Genomic DNA, 17,014 nt, shown 5'->3' on the forward strand with positions numbered 1-17,014 from the left:
ATTCTTATGCTGTTTTTTTAGTATTCCATCAGCGTGAAGATGTCATACCCTTGGATCAGGTCTCGACCCTTCAGATCCAACAACTCGATCAGGAATGCCAAACCGACGACTTCTCCGCCTAATTTTTCAACCAATTCAATGGTCGCGGCTGTAGTACCGCCGGTAGCCAACAAATCATCACAAACCAGCACTTTGTCGCCAGGCAGAATGGCATCTTGATGCAATTGCAGCGTCGCTTTTCCGTATTCCAATCCGTAAGAAACTTCAACCGTTTCTCGTGGCAACTTGCCTTTTTTGCGGGCCATTGCGAAGCCGCAGCCTAATTCTACAGCGACCGGGCAACCAACCATAAAGCCTCGTGCTTCGGGTCCGACTACTTTATCGACATTGAGGTCTTGGGCATATTTCACGATTTCTTTGATTGCATAGCGGTAGGCTTCGCCGTTTGCCATCAAAGGCGAAATATCGCGGAATATGATGCCTTGCTCCGGAAAATCTTTTACGTCAGCAATATATTGTTTCAAATCCATTTTATGTTCCTCCTAATTATTGTACCAGCATCTGTTCATTCAACCATTTCGTCAATTGCGAAAACGGACTGTAGATGAATAGTTTCTCAGCTTCCATTTTCTGCAGGCGATCTTTGAATACTTGCGTATCATCCAATGCCCTTTTGACAGGATTCTTGACCTCATTGATGAAACCATTGTCTATTGTAACAAATCCCGCCTCCAAAAACACTTGAATCATAAAAATGGCAATATTTTTTTTGATTTTTAAGTATTCTGCCAAGGCATCTAACCGGTTTCTCACATCGATATCCTTATGGGAACGGATATACTGATAAAATCTTGCAAACTGGTCTTTAGGAGGGACCCCATCTGCGTAAACACTATTCGATTCATGAGAAACGACATACACGTTTTCGAATTGATTGTTCTTCAGTAGATTCGCCAACAGGTCCATCTTCAACGGACATTCGAAGAGCACAAGGTTGCTGGCGCTGACATCCTGCATGGCGTCCGCTGTACTGTCGGTGAGCAAGGCAGCGTTTGAACTGTTTGGGATGCGCTCATAAAATTTTTTCATGATTCCGGAAGTCGAAAAGAGATACAAAGCATCTTCCACGGCCAATACGGACTCCTGGATGACTGAACTCCTTTTGTCGAAAAACTGGACATGCTTGTTTTTGATATCCTTCAGCTGCAATTGGGGTTTCGCGCTGTCCCTCCAAACATTAATCGAAAGTTCGCCGATGAGGGAAACGACATCCGCTTCGTTCAAGTGATTGCTGATGCTCCCCTTGTTGAAGCCGATCACATCCAGAAAGAGGTTCTTGTCCTTGAGCTTGAATTTCAGATGCTTGTTGTCGGCACCTATCTGTCTGATGTCCGTCAAGGGTACATTCTGGAAGCCGAATATAGGCTTTGGATTATCAGTACCATAAGGTTTAAGCAATTCCAATTCCTTCAAAAACGGCAAAGTGACATCAGCAAGCGGCAGGATGGCGTCTATATAAATGGATTCACCTAACACGATTGCATCATGATAACGAGCCGCGTAGCCGTTTATTTTTTCATCGAAAGCGGGCAAATCGGTGGCGGAAAGACTCATGCCGGCTGCCATTTTGTGCCCTCCGAATTTCGTCAGCAAATCCTTTGAATCGGTCAAGGCAGCATAGATATCCAAAGCCTCAATGCTCCTGGCCGAACCTTTCGCGATGCCGGTTTTTTCGTCGATGCGGAATAAGATTGTAGGGCGCCCGAATTCCTCTACCAGCTTGCTTGCCACAATCCCAAGAACGCCCTCGTGCCAGTTCTTGCTGCCCAACACAACAACATCCGGCATGCTTTCGGCTTTCGCCAGTTGGGCACTCGCCTCTTCATGGATGGACTGTACAATCCCTTGTCTCTCGACATTCTTTTCCTGTATGTAGGCAACGAGTTCAGCAATTTTGTCCTCATCGAAAGACAGCATCAGTTCAGCGCCTGGGCCCGCATCTTCCAATCGACCGACCGCGTTCAAACGTGGCCCGATGATGAATCCGATGCTCTCTTCGTCCAAATGGGCTGCATCTATCCCTGCGGCTTCCATCAAAGCAGCCAAGCCGAGCCGATGCGTTTGTTTCATGACTTGCAGCCCCTGTTTCACGATCCATCGATTCTCGCCTGTCAGACTCACAAGGTCCGCAACAGTCCCGATTGCTGCCAGATCAAGGGATTCGTATGGCATTTCCCCTAGTAGAGCTGCCGCAATTTTCAGCGCGACGCCAGCTCCGGATAGATCCGGGAAAGGATACGTGCCAGCAGGATGTTTCGGGTGGATTATGGCATACGCATCCGGCAAGACATCCGGCAATTCGTGATGGTCGGAAACGATGACGTCAATCCCCATTTTTTTGGCCATCGCTATCGGCTCATGGCCGGAAACCCCGTTGTCGCACGTCAAAATCAGTTGCGCACCGTTTTCAATCAATTTTTTGAATGCGGCAGCATTTGGCCCATATCCATCCGTAAAGCGATTCGGCAGATAATAGCCGACATTGCCGCCCAACACTTCAATCGTTTCCACTAGAATGCTTGTGCTTGTGATGCCGTCCGCGTCATAATCCCCATAAACGACGATTTCTTCTCCCGTTTCAATGGCTTCAGTCAAGCGCTGGACTGCTTTATCCATGTCGTGCAACAGATACGGATCGTGGAATTCCATTTTGGTCCCATCGATGAAAGCTGTGATCTGTTCTTTTGTTCCCAAGCCTCTCTGCATGCAGAGTGTAACGAATTTTTCCGATAAGCCTGAAGCCTGGCTGATTCCCATGCTGACAGAGCCCTCAATTTCTGATTTGCGTATTTTCCAATTCATTTTTGACGATAACAAATTACCGACTCCTTACTTTATAGACTAAATAAACGCACTGTGGTCCCCAATAATCCAAAAAAGACTAGAAGCTGAAATCGTTCTAGTCTTTTCTTTGTGACTTGAAGTGGTCATCGAAGGGATTTCCAGCTCTGTTGCTATCAAACTTTACTGGGCTGATCCGGAGTGCCAGCCGTAAACCTTTTGACCAACTCTTCTTCAAGCGAAGTGATTTTGCTTTCTTTTTGGGTCATTTGCGCCCGCAGATCGGCAAGTTGCTGTTCGTAACCGGCTTTTGTCTCGTCAACTGCTTTTTGGATTTCTTTCCCTTTTGCATCGATTTCAGCGCGCATCTGTTTGAATTCTTTGTTTTTCTTTGTCGCACTTCCTGTCGCAACCAGTAGCGTGATGAGCGCTCCCATCAGGAGTGAAACCAGGATGACAATGATCAAAGGTCCATCCACAACCGCAAATCCAAAATTGACCGGCACAGAATCGACATTGAAAACGGCAAACAGCACAATGATGATGATCAAAATAATACCCGCTACTAATCTCCATTGATTTTTCACTATAATCGCCCCACTCATTTTGATGTTTTTACACTCTCATTATCATCTTTTTGCCGATGCATAGTCAACTTGCACCACTTGAGAGCCACGGTGATCATTTTTTGGTGACCAGCATCCGGCAATCATTTTCTCAATGCTATTTCGAATTCATCATAATCATTGACGAGTTTTGTATTTGGAAAGACTTTGCGGGCATCCCGCTGCAACTGCTGTGCATTGCCATTCAGGTAACGGGCACTGATGTGGGTCAAATAAAGCTGGTTGACTTTTGCTTCTTTGGCTACATTGGCCGCATCGATGCAAGTAGAATGGAAATAATCCGACGCGATGGCTTGGTCTTCTTTCCCGAAGGTGCTCTCATGAACCAACACATCGGCATTTCTGGCTAAGATGACCGTATTTTTCGTTCTTCTTGTATCCCCCAGAATCGTTACGATCCGCCCTTTTGTCGTCTTTCCGATAAAATCGAGCCCGTTGATTGTTCTCCCGTCTGGTAAAACAACAGTCTCTCCGTTTTTAAGTTTCCCGTAAAGTGGCCCCGCGGGAACATCCATCTCTTTCAGTTTTTCGGCCTGCAATTCGCCTGGATAGTCGGCCTCTTCGACACGGTACCCGTATGAAACGATACCGTGATTCAGTTTTGCGCAGCTCACACGGAACTGTTCATCTTCAAACACAACGCCATCTTCGGCTATTTCATGAAAGAAGATCGGATAACGCAAGTGGGACTGGGATATGCGCAGACTGGTCAGCACAAATTCCTTGATTCCGACAGGGCCATAGATGTTCAAGGGAGTGTTGCCGCCTTGAAAAGCCCTGCTGCTTAAAAATCCCGGCAGTCCGAATATATGATCTCCATGCAGATGAGTGATGAAGATCTTTTCAACTTTCCTAGGTCGTATGGTTGTTTTGAGCACACGTTGCTGTGTCCCTTCCCCGCAGTCAAAAAGCCAGATGGCATTGCGTTCATCCAACAGTTTCAATGCGATGCTGGAAAGATTTCTGCTGGTGGAAGGAACACCGGCTCCGGTGCCTAAAAATTGGATTTTCATAATCAATTGCTCCCATTTTCATCATTTAATTCTCGATAGATTTCTTCAGCCACAAAAAGGGCCAATTGTTGTGCCCCGGTAGGATTCGGATGGACTTGATCCTCCAAAAGCCACTCGTCGTGCTCGCTGCTATAAGCATCCCAATCCAAAATATGGACATTGGAATGCTTGCTTTCGGCAAGCTTCAACTGCTCGTTCACACTGTCCTTCCAGATTCTCGGTACATTCGTCGTCAGGAAAAACAGATTCCGGGAAGTCCCGACTTGCTCGACGAATGTTTCCATCTGCTTCTGAGTGAAAGTACCGTTGGAACCCAGGAAGACCACAACCGTATCATGCAATTGTCCCCTTTTTTCCAAGGCAGTAATCACAGCGGAGGTTTGGTAAAGTTGTCTACTGACGGCGCCATCCACAACCGCCCGACCGAAAATCGTTACCAGTTGATCCGCAACCGAGAGCAATACGGAGTCTCCTATGAAGGTAATATCCGCATCATGCGCGAACAAAACGGTCTGTCGTTCAAGCCCTTCGATATTGTTGATTGCCCTGCTACGGATGGAATCGTCACGATTCATTTCTTCCATTTTGGTTTGGCTGGCTGCGATCTGTTCACGCAATTGTTGCACTTCAGCATTTTTGCCGGGTTGCGCTTGAGCAAATCCCGTCAGAGCAATCAGCAGCGAACAGATACCGATGATTACAATGATTTTTTCCCGCAAATGCTCGGTTAAGCGCCGGGATCCCAATGTTTTGATTCGGGCAATTGCCTCTGAAGGTCGCCATGACAGCGTAAACGGTAGGTTCAAACTGCCTTTCTCAAATATCTGATAACCTATTTCGGAAAGACTGAATATAAGTGCCAGCTGAATCAAAATATGGCGAGCGGGATCAATGCTCGTATCGACTACTTTTGCCTGATAGAGAGAAATCACAGGATAGTACCAGAGATACAGGAGGAAACTACGCCGTCCGAGCCACTGAATCGGTTTGAACCGCATCAATCTTGAAACGGTTGTGGCCGGATGTGCTGTCAAAACAACAGCAACTCCAATGATGATGCTATTGAGATACATCCCGCCTCTATACGTAAATGTCTGGCTGTCCAGCATACCACTGAACATTGCACCGATAACAGCGTAGCTCAACAAGCCCGCGAGCGTCAATCTTCGACCAATATGCTTCGGCACCGGTTCGTCCAGCCTCTCCAACGGCCATACAACCGAAAGCGCGCTGCCGATCATGAAAGAAAACAAGCGCGTATCCGTTCCATAATAGACCCGTGAAGCGTCCTCTCCCGGAACATACAGCATCGCCATAGCAAGGGCGGAAAACAAAGAAAGCCCGATTGCTGCATAGAGGATTATCCGTTTATTTTTGTATAGTGCCAACAGCAATAATACAATCAGTGGCCAAATAACATAGAATTGGCTTACGATAGAAAGGAACCAGAGATGCATAAACGGTGATTGCACATAGAATTGTTCAAAATATGAACCGCCAACGGAAATTTGCCACCAATTGTTGACCATCCCTAAAGACGAAAGGAGCCATGGCCGCAAATTCAGCAACAAGTCCCTTTGGAACAGAGTGATGTATGTGGTCACCACTATCAACATCCAGAGCAACGGGAGGAACAGCCTATGAAACCTTTTGGACAAATAGCGTTTGTATGCCAATTTCCCCCTTTGAGCGTATTCTTCAATCACAGACGATGTAATGAAAAAACCGGTCAGGACGAAAAAAAAGTTGACAGCCAAGTAGCCGCCCGGCAAAACATGTGGCATCAAATGATAGAAAATGATGGCAATGATCGCAACCGCCTGCATCCCATCCAACGGGACGGAGCGTTTCTGTAGTGTCACGATAATGTTCCCCCATTTATTGGTACTGTTGATGCTTCTTAATCGACGAATTCAAAATGATAGGTCATGATGCGGACCATGTCCCCATCTTTCGCGCCCTTAGCCCTTAGTTTTTCATCCACACCCATTTGACGCAATTGACGGGCGAAACGCATGATGCTTTCATCATGAGCAAAATTGGTCATGTTGAATAATTTTTCTAATCTTTCGCCGCCCAATACCCATGTGGAATCAGGATCGCGTCCGATTGTGAATTGTTCTTGGTTTTCTTCGAATTTGTAAACGACGGATGTTTCGACTTCTTCTTCATCGAATAATGGGAACTCAGGAGTTTCCCTCAGAACCTCAGCGGTGTAATCCAACATTTCGGCTACGCCGGTAGTTGACCAGGCTGAAATCGGAAAAATTCTTGGCGCTTCGTCATTACCGAATTTTTCGGCGATTTTTTGTTTGAAAATCGCCAGATTTTCTTCCGCTTCTGCCACATCCATTTTATTGGCTACTATGACTGTCGGTCTTTCCAGCAAACGCAATTGGTAACTTTCCAATTCCTTATTGATTTTTTCATAGTCATCGAAGGGATCTCTGCCTTCTGTGCCGCCCATATCGATAACATGCAGAATGACTCGCGTGCGCTCGATATGGCGTAAAAATTGGATTCCCAAACCTACACCTTGGGATGCGCCTTCGATCAATCCTGGTAAATCGGCCATGACAAACTCTTCTCCACTGCGGGTTTGTACCATACCTAAATTGGGCACTAGGGTAGTAAAGTGATAAGCTGCGATTTTTGGTTTCGCTTTAGACACGATCGACAACAATGTCGATTTCCCGACTGATGGAAAGCCCACCAAACCGACGTCCGCGATGACTTTCAGTTCGAGCTCCAACTCCAGTTCTTGCCCAGGTTCACCGTTTTCGGCGATTTCGGGTGCAGGGTTTCTCGCAGTAGCAAATCGGTTATTCCCGCGTCCGCCACGGCCGCCTTTTGCGACTACCGCCTGTTGCCCTGCTTCAGTCAAATCAGCGATGAGTTCTTTTGTTTCCGCATTGCGCACAATCGTACCTGGCGGAACCTTGACTACTGTGTCTTTTGCGCCGCGGCCGAACATGCTCTTGCTCATGCCGTTTTCGCCCGGCTTACCTCTGAAATTCCGATTATAACGGAAATCCAATAACGTGCGCAGACCTGGATCCACTTCAAATATGATGCTTCCCCCACGGCCACCGTCACCACCTGCAGGACCCCCATCGGGAACATACTTTTCGCGACGGAACGCTACCATTCCATCGCCGCCTTTACCGGCTTTTACATGCACTTTTGCATGATCTAAAAACATTGACATCTTTTTTCCCCCTTGGAAAACTGTTCAGCACTCTGCACGCCGAACAAAATGATTCGATTGACCCAACTTTCTCAAAAGCACTTCCGCGATCAAAAAGTTGGATAGTTATCTTTAACAAATAATTTGCGTTTCTATATTCCGAACCGCGCATTCTTCCCTCTTAATTTACCATATTAACCAAAAAACGAAAAGAAAATACAGTATCGGCTGTCTTGATCTGACTGTCGCCAGCCAAAAGACAAAATGATGGAGCCGGGAGTAAACAATGTTAGCCCCGCCTCCATCACTTCACTATTTAAGGATCAATTTTCTGACATCGGCAAACTGCAGAATGCTCAAGGTCAGGTTGCCCAGCGTATTCAAGCGGTTGCTGCGGATAGCGATATCCTCGACCATGACCATGTTTTCATCGAAATAAGCTTCGATGTAAGGTGCAATCGCGGCCAATGCGGCATAATCCGCTTCCGGATCGCCATGAGACAGTGCCAAGTCGAGATGGTTGATCTGTACATACAGATTCTTTTCGCTGGCTGTTTCAAGCAGGTTTTTCTGGACCGGAATCGATTCTTCAGGATTTCCGGAAATGTTTACGACACGCGCAAGAGCTTCCATGATTGCCTTGAATGATTCCTCTTCACTGTGGGCCTGCAATACTTTGGCGTTAGCGAAGAGTGTGTTGACATCTTTTTCAGCGGATTGCAGTACAGCTTCAACAACATCATATCGGATGCCGTAGGTTTGCAATTTTTGTTGGATCCGTCCGCTAGCGAAAACGGCAAGCTCATTCATCGTTTTTTCGAACGACTCTTTATCTTCGACCGCATAGACATCTGTCAACAAGCTGGAGAACAAGTCTTCCAGTGGGAACGACCATTGGAACTTCTCGATGATCTGGATGACCCCGATCATTTGACGACGCAAAGCATACGGGTCGTTCGATCCAGTCGGAACCATTCCCTGAAGGAAGAAACTGATGATGCTGTCCAATTTATCAGCCATCGCCAAGACAGCTCCGACTTGGGTTTCCGGCAATTCGCCTTCACTGGATACAGGCAGATAATGTTCCCTGATCGCTGCGGCCACAGTGGCGGTTTCTCCTTGTTGCAAGGCATAGACTTCACCCATGATCCCTTGTAGTTCCGTAAATTCGGAAACCATATTGGTCACCAAATCGAATTTGTAGATTGAAGCCGCCCGCAATAATTGTGCTTTGTCGGCCTCAGCCAAATCAAGCACATCAGAAAGATGGGCAGCGATTTTCGCTGTGTTTTTCATCTTATCATGAATGGAACCGATTTTCGAATGGAATGTGACATTCTTCAATTTTTCGACCGATTGCGCAATCGTGATGCGTTGGTCTTCGTTGAAGAAGAACAGACCGTCCTCAAGCCTTGCGGTCAGGACTTTCTCGTTCCCTTTCTTCACATTATCGATGAACAGGCCATTCCCATTGCGCACGGATATGAAGTACGGCAATAGTTTTCCGGATTTGTCCTTCACTTCGAAATAGCGCTGGTGGTCCTTCATCGATGTGATCAATACATCTGCCGGCAGCGTCAAATATTTACTGTCGTATTCTCCGAAGAATGCAGTCGGGTATTCGACCAATGAAGTGACTTCTTCCAATAAGGTTTCATCATTAGGGATGATCCAGCCATTTTCGGCTTCAATCTGCTGGAATTGAGCACGGATCATATTTTTTCTCTTGTCCTGGTCGACGATGACGTGTTGCTCTGCCAACTTCTCCTCGTACTCGTCCGCATGCGCGAGTGTCACTTCCTCACCCAGAAAACGGTGTCCGCGGGTGGTTCGGCCAGAAACGACATCCAGTACCTGGAATGGAATAATTTCATCATTAGCCAATGCCACAATCCAGTGAATCGGACGGATGTATTTGAAGTGATGGTTGCCCCAGTGCATCGAAACAGGGAAAGTCAACGACTCAACGACTGCGTTCAGTTCCTTGAGCACTTCGGATGAAGCCTTTCCGCTCGTTTCCTTCTTGACGAAAACATATTCGACTCCATTCAGCTCATCGAAAAAGATGTCTTCAGGAGTCAGGCCTTGCCCGCGGACGAAGCCCAATGCGGCTTTTGACCAACTTCCGTCAGCCTGCAGAGCGATTTTTTTTGCGGGTCCTTTGACTACTTCAGCCAGGTCCTCTTGTTTATCACTGACGCCGCTTGCGATGACCGCCAAACGTCTCGGTGTCGCATACATTTCGATCGCATCGTAATTTATGCGGTTGTCTTCCAAAAAAGCGGTCATTTTTTCTTTAAATTGGATACTGCTGCTGCGCACATATTTCGCAGGCATTTCTTCCAGTCCGATTTCTAATAATACAGTTTGACTCATCACATTAGTCCTCCTTCAATGCAAGTTCTTTTTGATCATCCGAAAGCAAAGGGAATCCCAGTTCTTTTCTCTTTTGGACGAAAGCTTTCGCCAATTGGCGCGCCATATTGCGGATGCGCGCTAAGTAACCAGCGCGGTCAGTAGCCGAAATGACACCTCTCGCATCCAATAAGTTAAAGGCATGTGAGCTCTTCAGGACATAGTCATAAGCCGGATGTACAAGCCCGTTCTCGATTTGTTTCGTCGCTTCCGCTTCAAATGAATCGAAAAGTTGGAACAACAAATCGACATTGCTTTCCTCAAACGAATATTTGGAATGTTCGTATTCCGGTTGACCAAAAATTTCGCCGTATTTCACGCCCTCGGTCCATTCAAGGTCATAGACACTGTTTACATCCTGGATATAAGAAGCTAAGCGCTCCAGACCATAGGTGATCTCGCTTGTGACGGGGCTGCATTCCAAACCGCCCACTTGCTGGAAATAGGTGAACTGGGTGACTTCCATCCCATCCAACCAGACTTCCCAACCCAAACCGGCGCAACCCAATGAAGGATTTTCCCAATTGTCTTCGACAAAGCGAATATCGTGTTCGATTGGATCAATCCCCAACACTTTCAGGCTTTCCAGATAAAGTTCCTGGATGTTTGCTGGTGACGGCTTCATGACCACCTGAAATTGGTGATGTTGGTAAAGTCGGTTCGGATTTTCGCCATAACGTCCATCTGCTGGACGGCGGGAAGGCTCCACGTATGCAGCATTCCATGGTTCCGGGCCGATTGCGCGTAAAAATGTGTACGGGCTCATTGTTCCGGCTCCCTTTTCAGTGTCATAGGACTGCATCAAAAGGCAGCCTTGATCCGCCCAAAAATTTTGTAGCGCTTGGATCATTTTTTGCACAGTTAATTTGTTTTCCATCATATATCTCCTCCACCTGAAATAATACATAAAAAAAGTCCCTATGCATCAAGTCTCCTTGAAACATAGGGACGAATATTTTCGCGGTTCCACCCTAATTCCGGCAAACGCCGGCACTTCGTTACAAGACTCGGATACGCCTTTCCGCAATAGTCTCCCGCTTTGGCTCACACTATCCCAAATTCGCTTTCCGGTACTGACCAGAGGTACTTTTATCTTCAACGTCCAGTATTTAGTTCTTCTCAATAGTAGCGTTGTTCTGGATGAATGTCAAGAACTACTTAAATCGGACTGTCCGCTTTCGTTCGGCTTGTTCGGCTCCGGCTCCGGTTCCGTAACTGTACGGAAAGGAATCTCCACTTTTGTCTCCCAAGCGTGCATCTGATCGATGAAGCTCTTGCTTTTCAAGCGGATTCCGACATATTCTTCATATAATTCATCTATGAAAGCTCGGAGCGCCTGCTTTGTCTCGGTTTTGATTTTGATATTCCCGACTTGCTTTGGCGTGACCAGTTGGAAAATCCGTGCGAAATGGACAGCGGCCGGGCTTGCATGCGACCTTCTGGGGTCCTCCCCGTAATGCTTTTGGCATAAGGCACCGGAGAATTTGACTGAAAAATCGAAAGGTTCTTGCTTGCTGTGGCAGATGATACATTCCTGCAATTGGGGAGCTGCTCCAAAATATTTCAGAATCCTCATTTCGAAAATGTTCACTACGATTTCAGCATCCATCCCGTTCTGCATGGCGACCAGCGATTCCTCCAACAGATCATAGAGGTCGGTGGCTTTGATGGCATCGTTGATCGCCGCGTCGGCCAGATTGTTTAAATAAGTCGCGTAGGCATTCAAGTGGATGTCTGTCTGCATCTTGGAAAAATGGACGGTTTCGCGGCTGTCCTGCAGGAAGCTGAGTCCGTCATCCTTGATGCGACCAAGATAAGTCGCTTTTGTGAATGGCAGGAGCGCAGCTTTTAAGGCATGGTTCGGGTTTTTGATGTTCTTCACAAAAAACATCCTTTTTCCGTGATTGCGCGTGAATATTTTTACCAATGCATCCTTTTCCCTGTGTTTCCGGATCGATAAGACGATGCCATCAAATTGCTGATATGTTTCCATGTTGCACCCTTTCGAAAAGAGAAGAGTCCGGAAGGTAGCCTCCCAAACTCTTGCTGATTGCTATTCATGTACCTGTAGCGCGCTTACCGATCAATCGTAATCTTTTTGGCGGTAACCGTAATCCTGCAGATAACTCTGCTTATCGCGCCAATCTTTCTGGACCTTCACCCAAAGTTCGAGGTATATTTTATCTCCAAGCATTGCTTCGATGTCGCGGCGGGACCGGACACCGATTTCTTTCAGCATTTTCCCGCCTTTGCCGATGATGATGCCTTTTTGACTGGCCCGATCGACGATGATGGTTGCATGGACGTGGACCTTGTCGTCCTCATTGCGCTGCATCGATTCAACGACGACTGCCACGGAATGCGGCACTTCTTCTTTTGTCAACTGGAGGATCTTCTCACGGATGAACTCGGACACGACGAAGTATTCCGGGTGGTCCGTCACTTGGTCGTCCGGATAGAATTGCGGCCCTTCCGGTATGTATTTTTTGATGGTGTTCATCATTTCATCGACATTGTTTCCCTGAATCGCTGAAATTGGGATCACTTCATTGAACTCATTATCGGAAGTATAGTCCATGATGATTTTGAGTAACTCTTCCGGCTTAACCTGATCGATTTTGTTGATGATCAAAAATTTCGGTGTACGCAGGTTCTTGAGTTTCTCAAGAATGAAATTATCGCCTGCTCCTCTTTTTTCTGCCGCGTTCACCATGAACAAAACTAAATCGACTTCGTTGAAGGTGCTGTACGCGCTTTTCAGCATGAAATCGTTCAAACGCGTCTGCGGTTTGTGGATTCCTGGCGTGTCGATGAAAACGATCTGGGAATCATCCGAAGTGACAACACCTTGGATCTTGTTCCGGGTAGTCTGCGGGACATCGCTCATGATGGCAACTTTTTGACCGACAATGCGGTTCAAAAGTGTCGATTTTCCTACGTTCGGTCTCCCGATGATGGAAACGAACCCTGATTTGAAACCTTCTTTTTTATTCATAAAAAACTCCTCAAATTAACTTATAATATAATTCCACAAACTCGGGCAAAAAGATGATGGCCGCAATAAGAATGGTGAAGAACACCGTAACCAGTACCGCTCCGGCAGCGATATCTTTTGCTTTTTTCGCCAAGGGATGGTACTCGTAATCAGTCACCAAATCCACCACATTCTCAAATATCGTATTCAAAAACTCCATGATGATGACCAAAAATATGCAGAAAATGACAACAATCCATTCCATTGTGCTCGACTCGAAAAACCATGCCAGCAAGAGCGGTATCAAGCCCAACAAGGCATGACTGCGCATGTTTTTTTCTTCTTTGAGGATAATGCCGATGCCGTCCAAAGCATGCTTCACTGAAGCGAAAAAATTTGGATTCTTTCCGATTTTCCCCATCTTTTCCCTACTCGTCTCTTTTAAGTCCATAAGCATCCAGTATCTCTTTCTGAAGACCGAACATTTCCTTTTCGTCTTCTTCCGTCATGTGATCATAACCATTCAAATGCAGGAAACCATGCAAAGCAAGGAAGCCTAGTTCTCTTTCGAAGCTGTGGCCATAGGACTCCGCCTGTTCGGCGGTCTTGTCGGTAGAAATGATGATATCACCGATATTTGTGGGAAAGAGACCGGATATGCTTTCCATATTGATTGGCAAGTCGTCATCGGTATCATCGTTAAGAGCGAAGCTGATGACATCCGTTGCCTGATCTTTGTTGCGGTATTCACGATTGATTTCCCTGATGCGCTCATTGTCCACAAAAGTGATCGACAATTCGGTATCGGGTGCCAACTTCAAATATTCCCCCGCAAAGGAAATCAAGGAATGGACCAATTCAGTGTGCTCATTCTTTACAGTTTCGGTTTCATCAAAAATATCTATTTCCATATAATCGCTCACTTTTCTATGTTGTGTTGTGTTTCCTCTTTGACATCATAGGCCTTGATGATGCTCGCTACGACAGGGTGGCGCACGACATCATGAGTATCAAAGGTAACAAAAGTGATGTCGGGGATACCATGAAGTTTCTTTTCAGCGTCGATCAGCCCTGACATAGCGCCTTTCGGCAAATCAATCTGGGTCTTGTCGCCATTGACGATCATTTTTGAGCCGAAGCCGAGCCTAGTCAAGAACATCTTCATCTGTGCAACAGTCGTGTTTTGTGCTTCATCAAGGATGATGAATGCATCTTCGAGTGTCCTTCCCCGCATGTAAGCGAGCGGCGCAATTTCGATGACCCCCCTGTCCATCAAGCGGGTCGTGTGCTCGACGCCGTAAATGGCGTAAAGCGCATCATATACTGGCCGCAGATATGGGTCAACTTTTTCCTTCAGATCTCCGGGCAAGAACCCTAGATTTTCACCGGCTTCTACAGCCGGTCGTGTCAGAATGATTTTCTTCACTTTACCGTTCTTCAGCGCCTCAACAGCCATCACCACGGCCAAGAAAGTTTTTCCGGTTCCGGCAGGGCCTATTCCGAATACAACATCTTTCTTCTTGACGGCCTGCACATATTGCCTTTGGCCGAAATTTTTCGCTCGGATTGGTTTGCCCGCATATGATCTGCCGATTTCTTCTTCATAAAGGTTAATGAAGAAATCGAGGCTTCCGCGTTCCGACATTTTTATAGCTGTGACGATATCTGTTTGTGAGATAGGGATGCCACGCGCCAGCAATTCCAAAAGTTGCTTCAAGAGGGAGCGGGCCTTATCGACAGCCGCCTCTTCGCCACTGATTTCTATTTTCATGCCGCGGCTCGTAATGGTCACTTGCATTGCATCTTCCAGCATCATCAGATGCTTGTCCTGTGACCCAAATAAATGAGGCAAGACGGATGCATCCGCAACTTCAATTTTCACTGTTTTATCCACTTTATCGGTCAAACAAGCTACACTCCTCTTTTTGGGGATTTTTTTCACTGCTTATTGCTAATAGTATAACATAAAGCGGCATGTCTGATGAAAGTATTTATCCCCCGGCAATCCAGTCAGTTTTTCCGGACGACAAAAAAATGGAATGATACGAAGATCATCCCATTCTTTATCGATTAGTCTCTAAGAATTTCAGAAAGTGAGCATCAGGCTGTTAGAATTTACGTTTTCTGGCAGCTTCAGATTTTTTCTTGCGTCTCACACTTGGCTTTTCATAAAATTCATGTTTACGAGCGTCTTGCATAGTTCCAGTTTTTGAAACAGTACGTTTAAAGCGACGAAGAGCATCATCAAGAGATTCGTTTTTACGAACAACTGTTTTTGACATTAAATATTCCCTCCCTCCGAGCATTAAAAGTAACGTTTCCTTTTGAAAGTAAGAAATCAAAATGAAATTGTTCTTTTGATATTATATCATAGGCACAAGCAATTGCAACGTTTTCTTGCAAAACAAAAACAGGAATTGCAGCCTATGGCAAAAAAACTGGTTCGGCTGTCCGCCATGTTGCCTTAACCTGCAGCCAAACAATCCTTGCAGACCCCAAAAATTTCGAAGCGATGGGAAGAAATCTGGCATCCTTCCAACTGCTGCTCGAAGAAATCCATCGGACACATCTGCAAAGCAATCGTCATCCCGCATTGTTGACAAATAAAGTGATGGTGATGGTGCCCCTCATGCAAGCAAGTGATCCGGAAAAGTTTTTCATTGTTCAGTTCAGTTTCTTCCAAGATCCCGACTTCCACAAAAGTATACAGGTTGCGGTATATCGTGTCATAGCTAAGTGTCGGATATTCATCCTCTAACGCATGAAGGACTGCCTTTGCGGACAGATAGCGGTTAGCTTCCACAAAAACCGTAATGATATCTTCTCTTTTTTGGGTATATTTATATCCGTGTTTCTTTAATTGCTGCAATGCAATAGTTACGGTATCGACCGGCATCATTTTCCCTCCCGACTCTATCAATTTCAAATAGACTATAGTATATTATTAGTGAGATTGCAATGATTAAGATTCAGGAAGGACGAAATTATATGGAACAACAAGCGCAACAGGACCTACATTTTGTCATCATATCCGATTCGGTGGGAGATACCGCCAGAAAAGTGCTCCAGGCCGTCTTGGCACAATTCCCATCGTTAACTGTTCATATGTATCATTATCCGTTCATCAGAAAAATGAAAGACCTGGAGCCTGTATTGGAAGAAGCCAAAGAGCTGAAGGCATTTGTCATTCATACTTTGGTCGTCGACAACTTGAGCGAATTCACAGATGATTTCTGCGCTGCAGAAAATTTACCTTGCTATAACATACTGAAAGATCTGGTCAGGGATATCTCCAGAACAACCGGGCAACAGCCCCTCAAAAGAGCAGGCGCCCTTCATCGTTTGGATGATGAGTACTTTAACCGGATCAGCGCCATCGAGTTCGCCGTCAAGTACGATGACGGGAAAGATCCGAAAGGTTTCTTGGATGCCGATCTTGTGCTGCTAGGTGTTTCACGTACTTCAAAAACACCGCTCTCCATGTTTTTGGCGAACAAGAACATCAAAGTAGCGAACCTGCCGATCATGCCGGAAGCTTCAGTGCCTGATGAAATCTGGCAAGTGGATCCGAAGAAAATCGTCGGATTGACCAACGATGCCGAGGTCTTAAATAATTTCCGGAAAGAGCGGATGATCGCTTACGGATTATCCCCGGAAACCATCTATTCGGACATGGACCGCATCCGGGCTGAGTTGGAATACGCCTATGAATTGTACAATAAATTGGGTTGCATCGTCATCAATGTGTCCAAACGCTCTATAGAGGAAACCGCAGCCATCATCATGAGTAGCCTCGAAATCTCCGACACAACCATCATACCCTAAGTAAGATAACGAGGATGCAAAATGCATCCTCGCTTTTTTTTGTGGAAATGAAAACCATGGGCTAGGCCCATGGTTCCGGAGAGCTTCCAGCGGTGCATTAAAAAAATCCTCGCTAAGTGCTAGAATATATTTG

Annotated in this window: 16 protein-coding genes; 1 reads left to right on the top strand and 15 read right to left on the bottom strand. The window is 46.1% G+C overall.

Translation table 11 applies throughout. The features are described 5' to 3' along the window. Window positions 1-17: 17 nt before the first annotated feature. The 15 genes from ACTCCX_RS10330 to ACTCCX_RS10400 form a co-directional block, all read right to left on the bottom strand. Window positions 18-530: an adenine phosphoribosyltransferase gene (locus tag ACTCCX_RS10330; RefSeq protein ID WP_463275917.1), complete on the bottom strand. Its 513-nt coding sequence runs from the start codon at window positions 528-530 to the stop codon at window positions 18-20. Between the two features lie 16 nt (window positions 531-546). Continuing rightward, window positions 547-2,877 (bottom strand): single-stranded-DNA-specific exonuclease RecJ, encoded by a 2,331-nt coding sequence (gene recJ, locus ACTCCX_RS10335; RefSeq protein WP_463275918.1) that lies wholly within the window; start codon window positions 2,875-2,877, stop codon window positions 547-549. Window positions 2,878-3,017: 140 nt separating this feature from the next. Further along, a complete protein-coding gene (locus ACTCCX_RS10340) occupies window positions 3,018-3,428 on the bottom strand; it encodes a lipopolysaccharide assembly protein LapA domain-containing protein (RefSeq protein WP_463275919.1) in 411 nt (136 codons plus the stop codon). Between the two features lie 122 nt (window positions 3,429-3,550). Next, window positions 3,551-4,480 carry a ribonuclease Z gene (gene rnz, locus ACTCCX_RS10345; RefSeq protein WP_463275920.1) on the bottom strand — a complete coding sequence of 310 codons (930 nt, stop codon included), beginning with the start codon at window positions 4,478-4,480 and terminating at the stop codon, window positions 3,551-3,553. A gap of 2 nt (window positions 4,481-4,482) precedes the next feature. Further along, window positions 4,483-6,342 carry an acyltransferase family protein gene (locus ACTCCX_RS10350; protein ID WP_463275921.1) on the bottom strand — a complete coding sequence of 620 codons (1,860 nt, stop codon included), beginning with the start codon at window positions 6,340-6,342 and terminating at the stop codon, window positions 4,483-4,485. 38 nt (window positions 6,343-6,380) lie between these two features. After that, entirely contained in the window at window positions 6,381-7,688 is a 1,308-nt protein-coding gene (obgE, locus tag ACTCCX_RS10355) for a GTPase ObgE (RefSeq protein WP_463275922.1), read from the bottom strand. 291 nt (window positions 7,689-7,979) lie between these two features. Beyond that, complete coding sequence (gene glyS, locus ACTCCX_RS10360) at window positions 7,980-10,043, bottom strand: glycine--tRNA ligase subunit beta (RefSeq protein WP_463275923.1); 2,064 nt, start codon at window positions 10,041-10,043, stop codon at window positions 7,980-7,982. A 4-nt stretch (window positions 10,044-10,047) separates the two neighbouring features. After that, entirely contained in the window at window positions 10,048-10,959 is a 912-nt protein-coding gene (gene glyQ / locus ACTCCX_RS10365; protein ID WP_463275931.1) for a glycine--tRNA ligase subunit alpha, read from the bottom strand. A 270-nt stretch (window positions 10,960-11,229) separates the two neighbouring features. After that, complete coding sequence (gene recO / locus ACTCCX_RS10370; RefSeq protein WP_463275924.1) at window positions 11,230-12,075, bottom strand: DNA repair protein RecO; 846 nt, start codon at window positions 12,073-12,075, stop codon at window positions 11,230-11,232. 90 nt (window positions 12,076-12,165) lie between these two features. Next, window positions 12,166-13,077 (bottom strand): GTPase Era, encoded by a 912-nt coding sequence (gene era, locus ACTCCX_RS10375; protein WP_463275925.1) that lies wholly within the window; start codon window positions 13,075-13,077, stop codon window positions 12,166-12,168. A gap of 10 nt (window positions 13,078-13,087) precedes the next feature. After that, window positions 13,088-13,507, bottom strand: coding sequence for a diacylglycerol kinase family protein (locus ACTCCX_RS10380; RefSeq protein ID WP_463275926.1), 420 nt, complete (start codon window positions 13,505-13,507; stop codon window positions 13,088-13,090). Then, entirely contained in the window at window positions 13,485-13,967 is a 483-nt protein-coding gene (gene ybeY / locus ACTCCX_RS10385; RefSeq protein ID WP_463275927.1) for an rRNA maturation RNase YbeY, read from the bottom strand. The genes ACTCCX_RS10380 and ybeY overlap by 23 nt, the downstream gene beginning before the upstream one ends. An 8-nt stretch (window positions 13,968-13,975) precedes the next feature. Beyond that, window positions 13,976-14,962 (bottom strand): PhoH family protein, encoded by a 987-nt coding sequence (locus ACTCCX_RS10390; RefSeq protein WP_463275928.1) that lies wholly within the window; start codon window positions 14,960-14,962, stop codon window positions 13,976-13,978. Window positions 14,963-15,164: 202 nt separating this feature from the next. Continuing rightward, window positions 15,165-15,338, bottom strand: a complete 174-nt coding sequence (gene rpsU / locus ACTCCX_RS10395; protein ID WP_108032623.1) for a 30S ribosomal protein S21 — start codon at window positions 15,336-15,338, stop codon at window positions 15,165-15,167. 182 nt (window positions 15,339-15,520) lie between these two features. Next, window positions 15,521-15,955: a Fur family transcriptional regulator gene (locus tag ACTCCX_RS10400; protein WP_463275929.1), complete on the bottom strand. Its 435-nt coding sequence runs from the start codon at window positions 15,953-15,955 to the stop codon at window positions 15,521-15,523. A gap of 89 nt (window positions 15,956-16,044) precedes the next feature. On the opposite strand from ACTCCX_RS10400, the gene ACTCCX_RS10405 reads away from it, so the two are divergent. Further along, complete coding sequence (locus tag ACTCCX_RS10405; RefSeq protein WP_463275930.1) at window positions 16,045-16,881, top strand: pyruvate, water dikinase regulatory protein; 837 nt, start codon at window positions 16,045-16,047, stop codon at window positions 16,879-16,881. Window positions 16,882-17,014: the final 133 nt, after the last annotated feature.

The sequence above is a fragment of the Trichococcus sp. genome (genome assembly GCF_055118575.1).

Bases quoted from the DNA above. Each gene is read 5' to 3' on its own strand.
- recO (WP_463275924.1), bottom strand. From the start codon at position 12,075: ATGGAAACATATCAGCAATTTGATGGCATCGTCTTATCGATCCGGAAA.
- obgE (WP_463275922.1), bottom strand. From the start codon at position 7,688: ATGTCAATGTTTTTAGATCATGCAAAAGTGCATGTAAAAGCCGGTAAA.
- ACTCCX_RS10330 (WP_463275917.1), bottom strand. From the start codon at position 530: ATGGATTTGAAACAATATATTGCTGACGTAAAAGATTTTCCGGAGCAA.
- rpsU (WP_108032623.1), bottom strand. From the start codon at position 15,338: ATGTCAAAAACAGTTGTTCGTAAAAACGAATCTCTTGATGATGCTCTT.
- ACTCCX_RS10400 (WP_463275929.1), bottom strand. From the start codon at position 15,955: ATGATGCCGGTCGATACCGTAACTATTGCATTGCAGCAATTAAAGAAA.
- glyS (WP_463275923.1), bottom strand. From the start codon at position 10,043: ATGAGTCAAACTGTATTATTAGAAATCGGACTGGAAGAAATGCCTGCG.
- ACTCCX_RS10380 (WP_463275926.1), bottom strand. From the start codon at position 13,507: ATGGACTTAAAAGAGACGAGTAGGGAAAAGATGGGGAAAATCGGAAAG.
- rnz (WP_463275920.1), bottom strand. From the start codon at position 4,480: ATGAAAATCCAATTTTTAGGCACCGGAGCCGGTGTTCCTTCCACCAGC.
- era (WP_463275925.1), bottom strand. From the start codon at position 13,077: ATGAATAAAAAAGAAGGTTTCAAATCAGGGTTCGTTTCCATCATCGGG.
- ybeY (WP_463275927.1), bottom strand. From the start codon at position 13,967: ATGGAAATAGATATTTTTGATGAAACCGAAACTGTAAAGAATGAGCAC.
- glyQ (WP_463275931.1), bottom strand. From the start codon at position 10,959: ATGGAAAACAAATTAACTGTGCAAAAAATGATCCAAGCGCTACAAAAT.
- ACTCCX_RS10405 (WP_463275930.1), top strand. From the start codon at position 16,045: ATGGAACAACAAGCGCAACAGGACCTACATTTTGTCATCATATCCGAT.